The sequence below is a fragment of the Pseudovibrio sp. WM33 genome (assembly GCF_001623165.1).
Lineage (GTDB): Bacteria > Pseudomonadota > Alphaproteobacteria > Rhizobiales > Stappiaceae > Pseudovibrio.
In genome coordinates this window covers 26,360-47,100 of the sequence record NZ_LMCK01000015.1, presented here as the reverse complement: position 1 = coordinate 47,100, position 20,741 = coordinate 26,360, and the positions used below count along the sequence as shown (strand labels likewise).

The window sequence follows — 20,741 nt, the reverse complement described above, 5'->3', positions numbered from 1 at the left end:
GCACTGGTGCAGCAAGATGAACGAGCACAGTCCAATCGAACCACTCGAGCGCGTAGCCACGCCAGACGAAGAGAGCCTGTCCTCAGAGCTTGCCAATCTGGTGCAAATGTTCGCCTCTGCTGCACAGGATTTGAATGCGACGCTCTCCAACCACATCCTTGGTCGGCTCACGGATTTGCTGCGTGGTAAAAAACTGCGCTACTTCCTCTCTCAAGACCAAAGATCAGGCAGTGCCGCCAATACCATCAACCTCCTAAAGCGAATGATTTCCTTTGGATTTCAGGTAGATGTGGACCTGATTTACGACAGTGGCCAGAAAACGATCTTACAGGAATTGGCGCAGCTGCTACCCGGCTTTGACCCGACCACCCGCGCATCGATGACGCTGGACGGCGTTACAATCACCTTTCACGCTTATCAGGAATCCACCGTAGGCGAGATAACCCATCGTTCCGTGCCGGGCCTGTCTGGCACGATGCCGCTATGTCTATGTGGCGGCGGTAATATTCCCAACATCGACAACACAAGCATCGCGACTGCAGTGAAATGCAGCTACTTTGTCCTGCTACAACCCTATCTCTGGACAGCCGAAACCTGCACGCAGGCTGGGGAGGCCTGTTCCGCCAACTCCTTGGTGGTGCTACCGGGCCTGAAACAGACCATAAACCTCGATGATCAGCTCGTTCTGCAAGGCTCACAGTTTGCCTATCGCAGTTTCAAACATGACCTGACCACAAAGCTCAACTGGGCGGACCTGAGAAAGACCCCGGAGGTCAACACCAAGGCATTAAGTGCGGCGCAGAACATCAGCAATGCCCTTGGAAAATCAGGCCAATCCGGCATCGAGTTCTTTCCGGTTGCGAGCCTGCCAGGCTCATCGATAGACAAAACATCACTTGTCGGCAATGCAGAAGGGATTGCTTTTGAGCTCATCGCCGCAGCCGCCCTTCTGCAAAAGCAAAAAGGCTTTACCAAAAAGCCCGTTGTCATCGCTGTTCTGGATGATTTGAGCAATTCCACATGGCAAACACTTGCGCGATACTTTCCTCAAAAGAACGCGGTAAAGCAGGGCACAAGCACGTCTCGTGATGAGCTGACAAAGAACATCAACGCTTACTGCAAGAACCAGCAAGTGTTCCGAAATACCTCTGGCTCAGGTACTGGTATTTACCTGAATAAAGACCTGTCAGGCTCTGCTGGGGCTGCTTTCCTCAGCAAACTGAAACCAGGTGCAACGGTTGTCACCACCTTGTCTGATCTGCCGCCAGACGCGATTGACTATTTGTATGGCGCAGCCACATTGCCAAGCGTTCTGGAAGGTACTCAAAGCGCCAATCTGGCTGTAAACCTGGGTAAGCCGTTCTTCAAACTCGGCAATTTCACGTCCAACCCTTATCCAAGCACATTTGGAAACGGCAAGGGCAAAGCCGCCAGCAGCACAACACCAACCACCGCAACGCTTTTAGATACCTCAAAAAACCAGATTGCTCTCGGAACATCCGCGTTTCAAGAGGGCTACAAAGCAACCATGCCGCCCAATGAACTGGCGCAAACCATATCGGATATGGTGACCCAGTTTCGCTCAGAAAAGGGTGAGTACTTCGAGTATTTTGACGGCCTCAAACAGTATTACACCGCACCTCAAAACGATAAGCTCTTACAAGCGCTCGGTTTTTTAGCGGCCAGATTTGCTCTTGTTTCAGTCGCAAGTGGCGTCTCCGACAGTATTTTTTCTGATCTGCAAACACTGCAAACCTCGCTGACGGAAAATACAAAAAATGGGATGCTCGCTCTGATCCCCAATGTGCTGAAAGAGGGACCGTTCCACACCTTCCTGCAAACGGTACTGGGCTCAGGCGGACTGACAATTGGCTCCGCAAAAAGCCCTGTGACGATCAAACCCGTCTACACCTCAAAAAAGCTCAGCAAGATCATCGTACAGGGAAAGACCTCGGATTTTCTCGGCACAGAACTGGAAGTCACACTTACCGTCTCCAGCACAGGGCGAGCGAGTAAAAACCAACGCAATTACAAAGTCCAACTCCAACTCTCGTTGGAAAAGCTTGAGTTACCAGGCGTCGAATGGTTCGCACTGGAAGACACAGGTCTGTCCGTTGAGTTTTCCAGCAATGGTGCGCGTCTCACAGGCGGTGTGCAAACTTCCATTGAGGTCGGCGATACGCTCATTCCATTCAACATGGATTTCCCAAGCTCTGCCAAAAACAAGATGGTGGTGCAGGGGGCATTTGCAGAGGAGGCAGCCCCGTCACTGAACTCCCTATTCGCACTCATCGGCGGGATGAACTTTGCAAACTCGATCCCCTCAGAATTCGCCGACCTGAATGAGCTGAGTGTGGATGGCCTTCGCTTCAACTATGACTCAAAAAACAAGAGAATAGAAAGTTTTCAGGTTTCCCTGAAAGACAGCAAGGAATGGGATCTGTTTGGTGGATTGAACCTGAAGAACCTGAGTTTTGAGATCACCGCTTCACAGCCAACCGGCAAGCGTCAGATAAGCTGGGTGGCATCCACAGATGCTATGATCGCTTCAAGCAGCAACCAAGCAATTCTCGATCTTTCTGCCACCTATCCGCAAACCACAGTAACGGCAACACTCAGCCCGGATGGGGCAAACCTGCCTGTCTCGGGCTTTGTAAATGCACTGCTGCCAAGCGGTTACCACCTTGACGTTGATGCCGATATTGCAAACCTGTCACTGGAGTATTCTCCGGGGCAGAACAAGAACAGCAGTACCTATTCCGTTGAAGCTGGCGTGAATCTGAAAGGCTGGCAGATCACCTGGCCACCCGCAAAGTTTGAGCTCAACGACATCTACATCCAAGTCAAAGGCGTTGGAACCAACTCGGTAGGCTCCATCAAAGCCTCTACAACGCTGTTTGATGGTCTGCCAAATGTTCAGCCCGTCCCGGTTAATGTGACAGCCACATTTAACACGCAAAACCATCTCTGGACGTTCCGCGGGGAACAGGGCGACACATCCATCAAGATCAGTCAGATCATTTCTGCCTACCTTGGAAGTGGCTGGGCGACCAGCGCTCTTGATATCGACGTCTCAGGCCTAAATGTGACCTTCTCAACGGGCACCGGAACATCAGCGGCCTGCTACGAGTTCGGGGGCACTGTTGATCTCAAAAATAACGGACCAGACTGGCTTCCGAGTGATGCGACCTTCACAGCAAAAATTGGAGATACGGGGGGGCGTGAGCTGCTGTTACCCGGCAGTAAAGCATGCATTCCGGTACTTGATGACCATGACGAGGTTATCTTCATTACCCCGGAAAGATCATTGGTCCGGTATGAAACGGCAAAAGCAAACGGCAAATATGCCTTGCTGACTGCCGACATCCTTTGGGAAAATATCGAACTCACGGTATTTTACGAGTATGCCAAAACCCATTCTCACTTCGGCATCACATGGGGTCAGTTTTCGGCGGAAGTAGACGATGATCAGACTGCGACGATCAAGTTCACAGATACTACTACACTTGGTGCCATGGTCGAAACCTTTGTGGAATGGATGACCGGTGCCAAGTTTGGTCTCGCTGCACCTTTTGACCTGCTGAATGACGTCAAACTTTCCGATTTCGAACTCAAATGGAATTTCAAAACCGGAAGCGTTGAGTTTGATGTGAAGATCGGCCCCATCGATCTCTTGATCGCCTCAGTAACGGGTATCTCGCTCATCTATCAGAAGGGGGCAGGTGTTTTCGTTCAGCTGGAAGGTGATTTTCTCTGGCTGCCTCATACCGGACTAGAAACAACAAAACTGCCGCCATGGAGAGCTGATCAGCCCTCTACGACGCCAAGTCCCGGCGGCGCAGGCAACAAGTATCTTGACCTGCGTTTGCTCGCTGGTGGGCAGCATGTAGACGTCAAAGGTCTGCAAGATGTCACCACGGTACAGCAGGCTGTCGATATACTGGCGGATCTTCACAAACCTTCAGTGGGGCAAGTGCCGGATATCGGCTTTGCTGGTGATATCAACTGGTTGTTTGCAACTGACTTCGGTGTTTTGAGGATCGATTCCAGCAAAGAGCTGGGGCAAGAACATCAAGGCGAGCTGGAAAAGAGCGGCCCAAAGTACACCTTCACACTTCAGGTGGTCCTCACAGACCCCAGCCTTTATGCGCTGCGGATTGCTTGCAGTGGCAAAGCAGCAAAGATCTTTTCCGGTCTGGATTTTCAGGTCATCTACAAAAAAGTCTCACCAGGGCTAGGCAAATTCTCCGCTTCAATCGAACTGCCAGAAATCATGCGTCGCATTGATGTTGGCGCCGTCACAATCACACTGCCAACATTCGGCATCGAGGTTTACACCAACGGCGACTTCCAGATTGATGTGGGATTTCCCTGGAACAACAACTTCTCGCATTCTTTCTCAGTTGAAGCCATTGTCCCACCAGGCATCCCGGTAAAAGGCGGAGGAGGGTTTTATTTTGGCAAGTTACCAGCCGCATCTGTAAAGGGACTGCCCACATCCAAGCTGGGCTTCTTCAACCCCAATCTGGTCTTTGGTTTCGGCGCGCAGTTGGGGCTTGGTAAGTCTATTGAAATGGGCATTCTAAAAGCCGGTTTCAGTTTGACTGCTTTTGGTATTTTGCAAGGCATTCTAGCCAAGTGGAACGCCTATGATGATACGCATTCAGGCAGTGGAAGTGCATTGTCATTGCAGGGAGAATACTTCTTCTCCCTCACTGGCACCTTCGGTATCATCGGCAAGCTTTATGGCTCCATTGATTTTGCAATCATCAAGGCCTCGGTCAACATCAGGATCGAAGTCAGCGCCCAGATCCAGTTCGCCTCATATGAGCCGATCCCGCTGACAATCTCGGCTAAAGTGGATGTCCGTGCATCCGCGAAGATTGATCTAGGCCTCTTCACCATCAAAGTGAGCTTCAGCTTCTCCGCACACGTCCACACCACGTTCACACTAGGTGCAATCCAGAACCCGAAAGACGCGCCCTGGCTGGATCATTCAGAAGCCTATGAAGGCCTGCTCGCAGCACCGATAGCGGACCGCCTAACACTCTACAGCCGCTTGCCAATGCTGACGGGGGCCTATGAGACGGTTCCCGTTGAGTTCAACTGGGCAAACCTGCAACCCGCCGCAGACCCCTCTCAAAACCCACTGGATATCCATCTGGGTTACGGCTTGACCCTGGCAAAGGATGAGAATTGGTCATCCTCTGAACAGGCCCGTCCACCCCAACTGCCATGCTACGTCGCCAATCTGTTCATTACAGCACCAGCCCCCGCAACGCCGGAAGACACGGAACTCTATGAGAAAGCAGCAGGGCAGCAAGCTGATACTGGTTTTGAGGCTCTGGCCAAGATGGTGACCCGCTGGCTTATAGCTGCCACGATGGGTGATGAAGGCCACAGTGCAGACCAGATCGACAAAAACATGATCAGTGCGGTTGAGATCAACGCCATACTGGATAGCCTGAGCGGATTGGAAACCTCGCCAGACGCACCGACGCAGCAGGACATCACTTCCTTCCTACAGCAACAATTCATGCTTGATATTGGCTTACCCTCACGCCAGGGTGAAGCGCAGGCAACCTATTTCCCAATGGTGCCATCGCTCAGTATCGCGCTGGAACAAGGCAGCAAAACGGCGCTCTCCTATGCCTTTGCAGACTACAATACGATAACCACCAAATATCTGAAGGACTTAACAGATTACTTTAATCAGCTCAGTGTTCAGGTGGAAAAAGAGAGCAAGAAACCATCCTCTGAAGTAGATTCATCTGGCGATGAAATGTCAATTGCATCATATATTTATGAGAACTATTTCATGCTTATCATGAAGCAAATGATGCAAAGCCTTTTGAGCGGTCTGCGCGACTTCAATTATCCACTCACAGCTGGAGAAGCACCCAATGCCATTGTGAGTTGGATCAACAAACAAGGTGCGTTTTCTGGCGCAGATTTCACACTCACCGATCTCTTCAAAGCCAACAACAGCCACCCTCTGACAGAAGGTGCGGACGTCACAATCCCAACAGCACCGCTTGTCATACCGGCGGGCAGCTCCTTCCAAACGCTGTCCAGTAACAACCCATACAAGGCGATTGTCGAAGCCTCTGACCTCATGTGTAAAAACAAGAAAGTCGCTGGCCTTTTACGCAGTGGTGCGCAGATCGATTACACAGCATCAGATGGAACTGAGAAGAAGCACATCATCTCTGGAGGGCAAACACTGTGTGCAGTCGCCTCTGCTCTTGGGATCACAATCGACGAGCTGACCAACAGCGACACCATACAGCAACAAGAGAACCTTCTGGTTGTCGGATCTACTCTGCTGATGCCTGCATTCACGCAAAAGGCAGCAGACGCAGACACGCTCTCATCCATCGCGCAAAAGTTTGAAACCGATGTTGAAGCACTGGCAATAGATGCAAACGGAGAGGTTGCAGATCTGTTTGCTGGTGCATCAGGCTCCAACGCAGGATCAGATGCTGGCGGTCTGAGCATCGTGCATCTACCTCAGTTCCCTGTTGGAGAGCTCATCAAGGAAGTTCAGCGTACAGGTGGCATAACCCACCTGTCAGGCATGGCCTCACGCTATTACTTCCACGGCATGCGTCTGCCAACAGATGGCATTACACCACTTGTTGAGGGCATCTGGGTTGAAAAGGATGAGGCTGGAAAGCTCAGTCTGCCAAATGAGGCTGGCCTGTTCGCTCTGTCCGGTCAACAGCTCGCCATTCCTACACCTCTTACAAGCAGTCTCTCCTTGCTGCTGAGCAAGCCAAAGGATGCAGATTGGATCACACTTGGAAATGACCAAACCACCCTGAAATACGATGTGGATGTACCATCAGACAGCGAGGCGACTGCAAGCAAGGACTATCAACGCATAGAAGCCGTCACGGCCTACGGGAAGACAGAGTACCTGTCGGCTGGACCAGAGGAACTATCTCTCCTTGCAAAGGTTGAGCAGCAACCAAGCGCCTTCCCAATCCCGCACTTCATCAATTGGCAAAGTGCAGAGCCTATCAACGTTCCTACACACGACCCTCAAAAGCCATCCAACACCCAATATCTGCGTCTGTGGACACTTTCTGCAGCACTAACGACACTTGGTGCCAACAGCGCGCAAAACAGCGCTGTTGTGCCTCCTCAGCTCCTTGTTGAACAAGTGTCGATGGATGCTGCTACGGGGAAGGCCATCAAAGCCCCACTGACGAACTATGGCTGGGCATCAACAATTGAGTTCTCCATCAAGAAACTGCCAGTGCAAACATCGAGCGCTCCAGCGGCAGAAGCCAAAGCGGCGCCGGATGCGGCCTTGAAAACAACCTATGAGCTGAATGGGGTGAGTTCGGCTGGCGTAGTCATTCTGGAGCGATTGCTGCAAAGTCTGCCTGAGGATCATAGCTTTGCGTCTCTCACGCTCGGTTACAGCAAGGGCTCACAAAGCAGCGGTACACATTTTGTGGGTGAGGGCGGCAGCAATGTCACCTTCGGCCTGTCGCAAACCAACCTCTCCACGGTGATAAATCCAACCGGAGAGCTGTTGTCTGAGGCGGCAAAGGAAAGCCAGAGCCCGACGCTTCTCAATACGCCCATGTCACTGGTCAAACTGCTTTGGGAAGCTGGCGTCACCAACTCTGGCGGGTTCTATCTCTATTACACAGCAGATGACGGGCAGACAGGATTGCCGCCAGATATCTTTAACGAAAAAGGTGAGGCGACGCTGTCTCTGGTCATCATCCATGAAGATCAGGAGTACATGCACGCCTACATCAACGGGCTCGCAACTGCACAGCCAATCGCCGGCTCAGGTACATCATTGACCGCAGCTGCCAAAGGCGAGTTGGTGGAGCACATGACCACTGATGATGATACACTGGCAAGCATTGCACTGCGCTATCACTCCAACCTCAACTCACTCATCGCCAACACTCTGGCTTCAGGTCAGGAAACATCAGCGAACGGCAAAATCCAGCTGATACCGGGCAAAACCATCAGCATCGAGCAAGGTACCTATCGGGTTCCTCAAAGCGGTGATGTATCCTTCGCAAGTATCGCCTTGCGCTTTGGGACAAGCGTTGAGGCCCTGAAGCAGGTAAACCCACGCCTGACTGGCGAAACAGTTCCAGCAGGTGCACCAATACGGTTGCCTGTGATTGAACTGACAATTGGCTCCAAGACTTTGAGCAACGACTTGTCGAGCTGCACATGCCTGTCAGACATCGCAGATTACTTTGGCACAGAGCCCATCGTTGTTGCCAGTACAAACGCAGAAATGGAGCAACTGCTCGTCACCGGTCAAATACTCACGGTGCGTGCTGGCCCGCTGACTGTTCAACCTGGTGAGCACCCCGGTGTTCAGGCGATTAATGCGCAACGTGAGCAGGCGCCGGAGATACCCAAGGGTGGAACAGGAGACGACTATGCTACGGCCTTGCTCCTCAACAACTACAGCCTGCTGGCCTATAAAATTCTGGGAAATCAGGACTTCAAACCAAGCAATATGGGCCTGCCCATTGGTGCTTCAGGCAAGTCCACCTCGCCCAATGAGGGAAAGATCCGATACGTTCTGGAAGCGTCTGCTGGCGATGCGGAAATGTATCATGGCGTAATTTCGTATCTCAGCCTTGTAAAACCCGAAAATGCCTCAGAAGGGACAGCACTGAACCCGTACAGTGCCAACGGATTGCTCCTGCAAACTCAACTCAGCTGGAACGACTATTACGGCAATACAATTCTCACGGTATTGGACGAGCCCACAAAGCCCGCAGGAAAGCTGAACAGCAAGCCGGCGCTTCAGGGCTACACAGATCAGATCATCCCGCTCTCTCAGTGGCCCTCGACCTCTGCAAACTGGACAGTGCAGCCTGAGGGTAGCGCCGAAACGACCCCGGAAAACTTCACGATCCTCATCACCTTCAGCTTTGATAGTGGGCCGTTCATCCTGCAAAAAGGTCAAAACCCGGAGATCGCCCAGCAAAGAGCGCACTCAGCACTGGTCATTGTTGAAGATATGCTGGCCCAGTTCAATGACCCCAACGGTTTTGCAATAGAGGTCAACTCGACACTCTCGCTCAACACCTATCAGCTCTCAGCACACGAACTTGAGCAGCTGGTCGGCTGGTGGCAAGACATCGAGCAATTCTTGATCAAGCAAAGCAACCCGGAAGAAACTGATACTTCTGAAACAATTCCGCCGCTCTCATTGCCTGTAACCGTGTCAATGAGCAGCCTCAATCAGGAACCAATCATTGAGATCACAACACAGCTTGTCTTCAAACGAACCCACGGCATAGCGGTCGGTGATTACGCAGCCGATCCGTTGACACGATCTGTTGCCAACACCATAGCAATCAGAACATCCGTCAGTGCGCCGAAATCTAAAAAAGGTGGCGCAAACTCCGAAAAGCCGACGAAGCCAAAGCCAGACATTCTGGCAGAGTTTGCGCAGTGTGTAGCGCAGTCTATCTATGGTCCGGATTTCATGATGATGGTCGCCTCCGGCATCAACCGATATGCGCCGTCTGCTGGCGTGTCTTCCAACGCAACCTGGGGCGTTCGTGTCGGCACAGAGCAAGGAGATCCAATCTCCTTCCACATCTCAGATGAAAGCCAGCCAGAAATATACGCACCGCTTCCGGTCAATAACACGCTGATCTCCCGCAGTGCCTCGGTTTATCCCTACGCCGGACTGGACGACTTTGACGCAAGCACAGGAAAGTTCACAAGTACTCCGATTCAAAGCACCTTCTCGAATGTAGAGATGGACGTTTGGCTGAAGCAGTACTTTGAATTTTTTGACGCGCTGCTGTCTCCAAAATACTCCTCCTCAATCCTGTTCATCGACAAACTCGCAGCCAATAAACCGCAGAGTGTCTCCTGCGCTGGTGAGAGCCCTGCAGTTGTCAGCGGCTTTATGGAGGCATTGACGGAGCAAAAGAAAAGCCTTGCACAGATCACAGCACGCATGCTGGCACCTATCTATCAGGACGGCACCAGTACGCGGCTAGCCTCCGCACAAGAAACCTTCAAACAAACGTTGCTGGAAGAGCTTTCCAACCTCTACACAACACAAGCTGTCCTCTCATTCGGGGCGGATATCACTGCCAACATTCCGCTGACAGGCGATGAAGAAACGCCGCAGCTTTACGGCAACATCAACCTGAACAGCGTGGCAGACTGCCCACCGGATGCACAGGAAGACGCGCAGGAGCCAAAACCTGCTAAATCCCTTTCAAGCCTCTTCTCGCTCACGTCTGCCAAATTGAAATTGCAGGATGGTGCAGAGCAACCGCTCACCTTCCTGCTTCAGGCCTCAGAAAAACTGGGAGAGACAACGGAATGCCTCGCTCTGGATCTGAGCTACAAAGTCACGTCTCTCGAACATCAGATCAGCCCGGTTCAGGGCATAGTCGACTACAAAGCCTCAAGCTGGCTCTCTCCGATCCAGGCGGAAGGCACTCCTGTTCTTGAAAAGCCGCTTGGGTCTTTCAAAGTGCCCATCTTGCTGCGCAGTTTCCCGGAAACACCGCGCATGGTCTCTCAAGCGGGCCCTGCCTATGACACGAAGGCTAAGAAGCTCTCCCAGATCACCAAATGGAACTACGAATACACTTACGGCCTGAACTTCCATTACCTTCAGGACAAAGCTCATGGCCAAATCCAGTTCAACCTCAAAGACAAACCGCAAGGTGAACTCACCGGTTTCATGGATGCCTTTGCCGAACTCGTGCAGTTCATCACTATCCAGAACAACCTCACCACGACGCTGGACCAATTTGCTCCAATCATAAACGCTGGTAATCAGTCAGCCGATGCCATCGAAAAAGCGGCTCAGGCTCTGGCTGTGATCATCAAGGTCAACGAAGACATAATCTGCAAAGCAAACGCCAGCAGCAGCTTTGCGATGCTTGCAGCAACCTCACAAAAAGAGGGCAGCGAAACAGTCAGTTTCAGCATTCTGGAGGAAAATCAGGATTATAGCACTCCAACGGAGCAAACATCTCAGCGTTGGATCGTGAAATTGATCCTGGAAGACTGTACCAAGCCTGCCGGATTAACCGGAGACCCTGTGGTCGAAATCCCGGATTGGACAAGCCACCAGGACAATTGCGAATGTGTAGATGGAAAGCAGACCTACACCTACTATTACACCCAGAAAACGAAGAGCAAGCAGACCTATCTGACACAGGATATTGCGCAGCCCTTGAGTGATCGTCAGGTCGTCATGCCGGGCATGCAGGTGCTCGCGCGGCAAGATGCGTTGGCTTCCATGTACATGATCCGCAACAGCTATATCCACGGCAAAATCACAGATGGCTTTGTATTCAGAACGCCGACGGCCACCTTTAAAAACCCGTTCCACCCAACATTGTCCAGCTTTCAGCCACTCAACATTGCATACCTCGGCAACCCCACAAATGAGCCTTATCAGCGGAGCCTGAAGGAGCATCTGGAACATCTCTTCTACATGCTGTTTCATGGCGAGTATGCTGGCGACATTACGCTGCAGCTTAATATCGGTTACAGCTATCATCTTGCGCAAGGCCTCACAGAAGAGCCAATCGATCTGCCAATCGCTCTTCTGCCGCCAACCCCCGTCACTATCCAGAACAACGGCGAACCTAAGGGCGATATCCTTGAAAACCTTGCCAACTCAATCACGGCGTGGGCACAGGCGCATAAACCATCCTGCAATGCAGCTCAGCTGAACATTGCCATGAATATCATGTCCAATCTGACGGAAAACCCCATGCCCTTGCTCAACCTGCAAAACCTCTACCTGTGCACCGATGACATCATTCCACCTCTGCCATCTTATGAAAGCGAAACAGAAGGGGTGTAAGACACTCAGATAAATCCGGGAAAGGCGTGCCGATGCGCCACCGAATGTGTCATGCTGGCAAGAGTGATGATATCAAACACAGGTCGGTTGATACGCGCTTGCAGCTGATGCGCATATGGCGGCAGATCAGTGCATTCCAAAACCACGGCACCAATATCCGGTGATCGCTCAATCATGTCATCTGCCGCAGCAAACAGCTCTTCTGTCACCTTGCCAAGGTCCATCTGCGTGCGTTCGCCGCGTAAGATCACAGCAGAAAACTCAGGGGCATCATCCAGTCCCTGAACCACAATCGGCACATGGGCAGCACCCACACCTTCCAGATGCTTGTCTGTCAAAGAGGCAGCGGACGCGGTGATGACCCCAACGGGTGCATTGGTCATGTGGTAGGCAAGGGAAACCTGTATGAGCGAGGATACAAAAACCGGAACAGAAACGGCCGCTGCGATTTCCTTTTGAAAGATCGCCAGAAATCCGCAGGATCCGGTGATTGCATGTACGCCCTGATCTTCAAGACGCTTGGCGGCGCTGAGGATCGGCTCAAGCAACTCAGGTGAGGGATCAGCTAGTAGTTTCTGAACCGTCAATCCATGTAGGACTTCATAGGTCGTTGTAAACGGCAGGCTCGACGGGTTCTTGATGTGACCGGGAGGTTTCGGGAAATAACTCTCCAGTGAAAGAACGCCGATTGAAACGCCGCAAATGTTCTGGCCACCAGGATGAATGGTCATGCGAAATCCTTTAGTACCGTGTCACGTGATAGGGGGTCATATTGATGTTGGGGGTGGTGCCGGTCACCAAATCAGCAACCAACCTGCCGGTTTTCGGGGCCATCATCAGGCCGTAATGACTGTGTCCAAACGCGCCAATCAAATCCGGAAATCCGTCAATTTCGCCAATGCAAGGCAAACTGTCGGGCAAGCTGGGACGTTGTCCGGACCATGTGCTGATGTCATCCATCCGCAAGTCTGGCAGCAGCTTGCTGGCAAGCCCCACCAAACCATCCAGCCGTTTCTGGTTGATTGGCGCATCAAGCCCGGCAAACTCAGCCGTTCCGGCAACCCGAATGGCGCTCTCCATGGTGGAGGCGACAAACTTCATGTCCATATCCATAATGGAATGCGTGAGGGCAACACCGGGATTGCTGAAAGACACATGGTAGCCACGCTCAGCCTCCATCGGCACCTTGACCCCAAGTGGTTTCAGCAGCTTGGCAGACCAGACGCCCATGGAAAGCACCAGTTTCGGTGCAAAATGCTCGCCTGTCTCCGTCACATATCTCCAGCCGCCGCCGTCTTTTGGCGTGATGGAGTGCACCTCGGCTTGCTCAATGGTTCCGCCCATCTGGCGTAGTTTGTCGGCAAGCACTTCACCGATTTTACCGGGAGAGACAGCCCGTGCCTGTCCTTTGATGAGAACGGCGGCCTCAAACTCATGAGTTAGAGCAGGTTCCAGATCTCGCAAATCCGCAGCGCCAATCTCCTCAATCTCAGCCCCCACAGCGCGGCGCATGGCATAATCCGGGCCATTCAAGTTAATCTGGGAGGCATCCCGAAATGCATGTACATACCAGCTGTCTTGCAGCAGATTGTCGTGCCCTGTGCCGGTAAGGTGATGGCGGTAAAGCTCAATGCAGTCATGATTGAGAGCATGCATGGCATCGCCAATCGGCTGAATGCGCTCCTGTCGTCCCTCATAGAGAAAACGCAGGCCCCATGTAGCCACGCGAGGCAGGTAACTGGGCTTGATCGTCACCGGACCTTGCGGATCCATAAGCCAGCCGGGCACCTTCTTCCAAAGACCCGGCATGGACTGTGGCACCACAGACCACGGCGAGATAATCCCCGCATTGCCAGCAGAGGTGGCCTGACCGGGAGCATCCCGGTCAACCATGTGCACGCGCAAACCTTTCTCGGCCAGAGACAGAGCACAGCAAATGCCAACCAACCCCGCACCAAGCACAGTGACATCAGGTACTACAGCTTCTGTCATTGTGTCGCCGCCTGCAAGTTGCGTTGGCTGGAAACCTGCTGGAACAAGACAGGCGCGATGATGAGAATTGCAGCCAGATCAGACCCCAGACTTGGAGCAACCAGCATCAATCCGCCAATAGCCATCAGCACACGCCACAGACCGTTGAGCGGAGCCATGAAGTAACCGGAAACGGCTGTTGCAATAGCAAACACACCCAGCGCACAGGTCAGCGTGACTTGCAAGAACGAGACGAGGGTGAAGTACTCTGGCAAAACAATCAGCATGGTTGGCGCATAGACGAACACCATTGGCACCATGAGTTTGCCAAGCCCCAAGGTAAAGGCACTCACACCAGTCCTGAACGGGTTCGCCCCTGCAATGCCCGCCGCAGCATAGGCCGAGGCGCAAACCGGTGGAGTGATCTCTGAGATGACGCCGTAATAAAGCACGAACATATGCGTTGCCAAAGCGGGCACACCCAGTTGTGCCAGAGCCGGTTGAGCCACCGCGACAAGCATAATGTAAAGCGCTGTTGTCGGTAGACCAGCACCCATCAAAATACAGGCAATAGCGATCAGAACCAGAGACAGGAACTGCTGAATGGAGGCTTGCCCGAACACTTCCAGAGAGGTCCAGTCAAGCAGTGGTGCTAGTGAGGCCGCCATATCCGCAGCGCCATTGGTGACCATAAAGCCAAGACGGAAGCCAACACCGGTGGTATTGATCACACCGACCACAATACCAACAGCAGCAGAGGCAGCGCCCACGGCCAGTGCGTATTGCACGCCCACATGGCAGCTGTCGAACAGGTCTTTAAAGCTCTGCCGTTCATTGCGGTGCAAACAGCCCAGCAAGGTCAGCGCCCCAAGCACCCCGGCCATCGTTGGCGAGAAACCTTCACCGGAATATGGCGAGGCCTTCCAGAAAATGAAACCCAGCAAGGCAAGTGGCACAGCCAGAGACAGCGGCTTATCGATGGCACAAAAGCCAACAACAACACAAAGCGAAATACCAATAAACGCAGCCATGTTGGGCGAATAGCCAGAAAACAGCACCACGAGCAGTCCGATGAGTGGCAGCACTGTAAACCAGCCCTCACGCCAGACCTGCACAAACTGCGGGATCTGGTCCTTAGGGTAGGCTTCCAGCCCAAGGCGTTTTGCAGTGAAGTGCACGATGGACATGACGCCGATATAGTGCATCAGGGCAGGCACAATCGCTGCAATCACGATGGTGGTGTAAGGCACTTCCAGATACTCGGCCATCAGGAAGCTCGCAGCCCCCATGATCGGCGGAGTTATCTGTCCGCCCGCACTGGCCGCTGCTTCAACACCGCCTGCAAAGTGCCCCGGATACCCAAGCTTCTTCATGTTGGGAATGGTCAGCGAACCGGTGGAAACCGTGTTGGCGATGGAAGAGCCGGAAATAGTGCCAAAGAAGGCGGAGGAGACAACGGAAACCTTCGCAGGTCCGCCTGTATAGCGTCCGGCTAGGATCATCGCATTATCAACGAAGAACTGCCCAAGCCCCATGCGCTGCGCCACAACACCAAACAGCACGAAATGAAACACAACAGTTGAAACGACCCAGAGCGTAACGCCAAAAATGCCTTCAAACGGGAAGTACATGTTGTTGACGAACTGCCGCCAGTCAACGCCCGGATGCTTCAGGATTTGGATCGGAATATATGGCCCCAAAAGCGCATAGCCGATGAAGACCAGAATGATCAGCGGCAGCACGATACCAATGGTCCGGCGCGCGATCTCCAGCACTGTTAAAATGATGATAGTGCCGAAGAAGATATCCGGTCCGGCTGGGTTGCCTTGTCGCAAGGCCTGCTCAGAAACCTGAATGCCAAAAAGGTCAAATCCACGCCAGCTGAACCACAGATACAGCGATCCCATCATCGCCAGTATCATGATCACCCAGTCAAGCAGCGGCACATTACCAAAGCTCAGGAACTTACCGGGCGTATTGGCCAAGGCACGATCAGATTTGAGGAAGGGGAACGCCAGAAAAATGAAGAAATACAACCCGGCCAGATGGATGCCCATGTGAACATAATCAACCGGCGTGCCAAATCCGGCGGTCCAGAAGTGATAGAGCGCATAGGCAATGGTCGCCCAATAAACCACTTTTGTCAGGATTGGCCCGTTGTCACGGGTATGGAGAGCGGAGTCATACTTTTTCTCCAGCTCTTCCAGAGCCTTGTTATCAAGGTGCGATTGTAGGGGCATGGAACCCTCCCGGGTCTGGGGTGCGTCATGCGGTGGTAAGAGCGTGTTGGGCTATCTCTTCCCAATACCAACAGCTGCGCAAACAAAAGCATGCGGCAAGGCTGAACCACCGGTGGCGACAGAAGGCAGCGGAAGAACACTCCCGCTGCCGTTTTAAGTCAGACTGTGATTAATCGAGCAGGCCAACTTCTTTGTAGTAACGCTCAGCACCCGGGTGCAGCGGCACGCCAATACCATCAATGCCATCAAGCGCGCTCTTCATGGTGATGACCTTGCCCTTCGGATGTCCATTATCCAGCAGTTTACGGGCGGTCTTGGACCAAAGCGCCTTGGTGATCTCGTAGACCAGTTCCTCATCAATATTAGCATTGGTCACAAACATGCCGCTCACTGCCACCGTGTTGGTGTCATGCGTCACGCCCGGATAAGTGCCAGCAGGGATGGTGGAAGGAATGTAGTAGGGAACAGTCTTGTTCGCCTGAGCAACTTCAGCCTCAGTGAAGGAATAGAGATCCATGCCCTTGGTGTTATCCAGCTGGATCATGGCAGCAACCGGGGTTCCCGCAGCATAGAAGTAGGCATCCAGCTGACCATCAGCTGTCCGCTCCGCGCTTTGAGAGTTGTTGAGCTCTGCCTCATCAATATTGTCACGATTGACGCCGTGATCACCGAGAATGAGCTCAACAGCAATCTGCGTTCCAGAACCTGCCTGCGCAATTCCAACCCGTTTGCCTTTCAGGTCCGCAAGGCTGTCCAGCTCACCACCCTTTGGCAGTACAAGATGCAAGTCCTCAGGGTAAAGGTTCGCAATCACACGAAGGTCTGGTTTGGCGTTGCCCTCATACTTGCCAGAGCCGTGATAGGCGAAATGAAGTGTCGCAGCACCGGTCAGGCCCGCTTCCATCTGGCCCGCCTGAATGGCGTTCACATTGTGCGCAGACGCGTTGGTTGACTGCGCGATCGCCACCAGATTTGGAACACCGCAGTTGCCGCCCTGATCACACGGACGAGAGCCCGGAGGGTTGGAAATTGCGTTGGCAATGATCCCGCCAATCGGGAAGTAGGTTCCGCCAGCACCACCTGTACCAATGCGGAAAAATTTGATGTCCTGCGCAACCGCTGCACCACTGATCATCGTGCAAGCAAGCGCAATCCCGGCGCATTTACTGAATAATCCCATGAGTATCCCCCCTCTAATAAATTCAGATAAGCCCAATTTAAGGTGATAGGTATTTATAATTATTGGCCTCATGGTGGTTAGCCTTATTCATAAAAGCAAATTCGAAATATTATGGTTATGATAGATTTTGTTTATATATTGAGGTGCCCATGAACCTGCAGCAACTGGCGGTTTTCCGCGAAATTATGAAAACCGGATCGGTCAGCCGCGCTGCACGAAACCTTCATCGCACCCAGCCCGCCGTCAGCGCATCGCTCAAAGCACTAGAAGATGATTTGGGAATGCCGCTCTTTCTGCGTGAAGGGCGCCGACTGATTCCTGTCCCGGAATCCCATTATTTGCTCTCGGAGGCCTCAGGCATTCTAGATCGTTTGAAGACGGTTGAGCAAAACCTCAGCAACATGCGCGATCAGGTGCAAGGCTCGTTGAGTATTGTTGCCATGCCCGGTCCATCCTCCTATCTGCTGCCCGAGTTCATCAGCAACTTCATCGAGGACAAACCGCAGGTGAAGGTCACTCTGGCAACCCGCAGCTCACCGCAAATCCTCAACCTGATCGCCGCACAAAGCTTTGACATCGGCTTTTGTGATGCAGCTGTAGGCACGGAGCAGGATGTCTTGTCTCACAACACCACAATCCCATGCACCTGCCTGTGCGCTGTTCCAAAAACATCACCGCTGGCAGATAAAAAGGTGATCCACGCAAAGGATCTGAACGGCGTGCCTATGGGCGTGCTCCAGCCCAACCATTCCACCTTTGAGGCCACTAAGGTTGCGTTTCAATCCAGTGACGCACACTTTGATATCCGCATCGATACTCAATATTTCCTGCCGCTGTTCCATTTCGTCGAAGCTGGACAAATCTGTGCAGTCGTGGATGTTTTGAGTGCCGTCAGCTACCAGCGCAGCCGGGGGGATGCCTCGAAGATCGCGTTCTTACCATTTGAGCCGACAGTACCGTTCGGCTACTCCATCCTCGTGCCGCACCAGCGTCCACTGTCCCGATTGGCAAGCTCTTTCGTCTCCTCCTGGCAAAACTGGGTGGAACAAACCATCAATCAGCCAATCAGATAGCAAAGAGCAGCTACAGTTAGCGCTCCAACAAGGACCGCGCAGGCAAACCGATCTACTTTGCCATCAAACACTCATATCGGCTGGAAGGGCGTAATGGACGAGGTTTGCCAGAAAGAAAACGAGACTGCAGAACGGGTCTATAACCAGCCTGTCTCTCCCTGGGCATTGGAAAATCTGCCCGGCGATCCCATGATGTGGATCCTGATCGTCAGCGAAATCCTCGTGTTTGGCGGAGCGCTTTGGGCCTTTGCCGGCAACGAACTGCTCAATCCTGAGATTTACCGCGAGGCACGCACGCACCTCAATGTGCCTCTTGCCACGTTAAACACAATCATCCTGCTCACCTCAGGCCTGTTTGCTGCCATCGCGGTGCGCTTTGCCAAAATCAAAGAGATCGTGAAGACAAGATTGTCACTGTTGGGGGCAGGAAGTCTCGGTGTCGTGTTCATCGCGCTCAAGATTTTCGAGTACAAGGAAAAGCTTGCCCTTGGCCTCAATGTTGAGACCAACACATTCTATACGCTTTACTATCTGGTCACCGGGTTCCATTTGGCGCACGTGATCTTTGGCCTGATCATACTCGGCATCATCGCCCTGTGGCCGACCGAGGACAACATGGAATCGGGCACAGCCTTCTGGCACATGGTGGATCTGATCTGGGTGATCATTTTCCCCATTTTCTATCTTATGGGGCAGGGGCTGTAATCATGGACACCAACAAAACACCCTCTAAAAGCATCCAGATGAACGATCTACTCAAAGCCTGGGTGGTTCTGGTCGCGCTCACTCTGCTCGGCTACGGTCTCAGCCTGTTCAGCAGCGAATTGCTTGTCTATGTCGGCCCGCTGATCATCGCTGCGCTGATCCTGTTTAAGGCGCGGATCATCCTGACCCGATACCTTGGCCTGACCAGATGCCCTGCATGGCTCTCCACGCTCACCTCAATGATTTTCACTTTAACAATGATTTGTGCAGCCCTGCTCACCTACGGCTCAGCAGCGCTTACGCAATAAAGACCTGAACACACCTGCCAAAAGCAGAAACTGGACTGGCTCAGGAAAACTGGAGAGCCTTCTGATACGATAAATTGAGGAGGACTTCATGGGTCGAAAACATTATACGGAAGAGTTTAAACGGGAAGCGGTACGGCTGGTGGAAGTGAGTGGTCGGCCCATTCCTGAAATCGCTGCCGATCTTGGTGTGGGACGAGCTACCTTGAACCGCTGGATCAAAGAATTTCGGGATCAGGATTTGCTGTCAGGGCCGCATGAAGACGCAAGTAAAGAATTAGCCAGATTGCGCAAAGAAAACGAGCTATTACGGCAAGAGAGAGATTTATTAAAAAAGGCGGCAGCGTTCTTCGCCAGGGAAACAAGTCGATGAGATATCAGTTTATCGATGCACAGAACGCGTCTTATTCGACTGCTAGCCTCTGCGCCTTTATGAGTGTCAGTTGCAGCGGATATTATGCTTGGAGAAAGCGGCCTGCTAGCGCCAGACAACGTGAGGATATGGTGCTCCTTGCTCATATCAAAGACAAGTTTGAAGCCTCAAACCGAGCTTATGGCTCACGGCGCATTGCAGCTGAACTTAGCGCTGACGGCCTTAATGTAGGTAGGCATCGCGTGGTTCGCCTGATGCGTGATAACTCTCTGAAAGTGGAGAGGAAAAAGAAATTCAAGAGAACTACAGTCAGTCATCACAACAAGCCTGTAGCCCCTAACCTTCTGGAACAGGACTTCACTTGTACCGGCCCCAATCAGAAGTGGGGAGCTGACATCAGCTACGGTGCGCCTCGTCTCGGATTATCCGAGGAGGCATATGTTTGGAATGCAACTTTAGAAAGGAGAATGAGATCATGCCATGTCTCCCGCTACGGGGGGATAAGAGCCGAAACGGCGGTGACCTGTTGTTGCTGACAGGGTGACGTAGCCCGTGGGAAAAGGGGATTGAGGCAAAATCCGTTACGCCGAGATGGTCCTCCAGGCTGAGTATTGGAAAGTTGAGGAACACGAACCTGTTCACTCGTATCTGTGGGTTGGAATGTCACCTACGCCCACGCGGATTAAGGGGCGTACCATCAAAGAATAGCTCCACATGTAGCGCGAGCTGATTTGCATCCGGGGGTAAATGTATGGCTTCCCGTATGGGCTGTGATGAGAACGTAGCCAGAGCACAGCATTGATGGCGACTTGCGGCAAGCAAGGGCAAAGACTGCGACCGGCGACTTCCCCAATACGCTTTTAAGTCCAACATATGAACGAGGGAAGGCATGGATGGAATGCTAAGGAAGCAAACTCCGATGACCACTATGCTGGCGGAGCTCCCGTAGTAGTCTGAGGCAGGGAAAGCCTGTTACACGAGACCGGACTGAGCCGGTCTTAAGGCGAAGGGGAGCAGTTCAAGTTGTTTGGCGTTTGTTATTAACTGAC

8 protein-coding genes and 1 pseudogene are annotated in these 20,741 nt (G+C 52.6%); 5 read left to right on the top strand and 4 right to left on the bottom strand.

Translation table 11 applies throughout. The annotated features are described in order from the left end of the window. Positions 1–16 precede the first annotated feature (16 nt). On the top strand, positions 17–11,845 hold the full coding sequence (locus tag PsWM33_RS03575) for a LysM peptidoglycan-binding domain-containing protein (protein WP_063299241.1): 11,829 nt from the start codon (positions 17–19) through the stop codon (positions 11,843–11,845). Between the two features lie 5 nt (positions 11,846–11,850). Here the strand turns inward: PsWM33_RS03575 and PsWM33_RS03570 are convergent, their stop codons facing one another. The 4 genes from PsWM33_RS03570 to PsWM33_RS03555 form a co-directional block, all read right to left on the bottom strand. Beyond that, on the bottom strand, positions 11,851–12,576 hold the full coding sequence (locus PsWM33_RS03570) for an aspartate/glutamate racemase family protein (RefSeq protein ID WP_063299240.1): 726 nt from the start codon (positions 12,574–12,576) through the stop codon (positions 11,851–11,853). Positions 12,577–12,586: 10 nt separating this feature from the next. After that, on the bottom strand, positions 12,587–13,837 hold the full coding sequence (locus tag PsWM33_RS03565; protein WP_063299239.1) for an NAD(P)/FAD-dependent oxidoreductase: 1,251 nt from the start codon (positions 13,835–13,837) through the stop codon (positions 12,587–12,589). After that, on the bottom strand, positions 13,834–16,056 hold the full coding sequence (locus PsWM33_RS03560; RefSeq protein ID WP_063296805.1) for a TRAP transporter permease: 2,223 nt from the start codon (positions 16,054–16,056) through the stop codon (positions 13,834–13,836). The genes PsWM33_RS03565 and PsWM33_RS03560 overlap by 4 nt, the downstream gene beginning before the upstream one ends. A gap of 169 nt (positions 16,057–16,225) precedes the next feature. Then, positions 16,226–17,236: a TAXI family TRAP transporter solute-binding subunit gene (locus tag PsWM33_RS03555; protein WP_063299238.1), complete on the bottom strand. Its 1,011-nt coding sequence runs from the start codon at positions 17,234–17,236 to the stop codon at positions 16,226–16,228. Positions 17,237–17,385: 149 nt separating this feature from the next. Here PsWM33_RS03555 and PsWM33_RS03550 point away from each other — a divergent pair, with 149 nt between their 5' ends. From PsWM33_RS03550 to PsWM33_RS28315, 4 genes and pseudogenes are all read left to right on the top strand, one after another. Beyond that, positions 17,386–18,309 (top strand): LysR family transcriptional regulator, encoded by a 924-nt coding sequence (locus PsWM33_RS03550; RefSeq protein WP_063299237.1) that lies wholly within the window; start codon positions 17,386–17,388, stop codon positions 18,307–18,309. Positions 18,310–18,402: 93 nt separating this feature from the next. Then, on the top strand, positions 18,403–19,014 hold the full coding sequence (locus tag PsWM33_RS03545) for a cytochrome c oxidase subunit 3 (RefSeq protein ID WP_063299236.1): 612 nt from the start codon (positions 18,403–18,405) through the stop codon (positions 19,012–19,014). 2 nt (positions 19,015–19,016) lie between these two features. Further along, entirely contained in the window at positions 19,017–19,322 is a 306-nt protein-coding gene (locus PsWM33_RS03540) for a hypothetical protein (protein ID WP_063299235.1), read from the top strand. A gap of 88 nt (positions 19,323–19,410) precedes the next feature. Continuing rightward, positions 19,411–20,096: pseudogene (locus PsWM33_RS28315) on the top strand (IS3 family transposase); the annotation flags it as partial. Positions 20,097–20,741 lie beyond the last annotated feature (645 nt).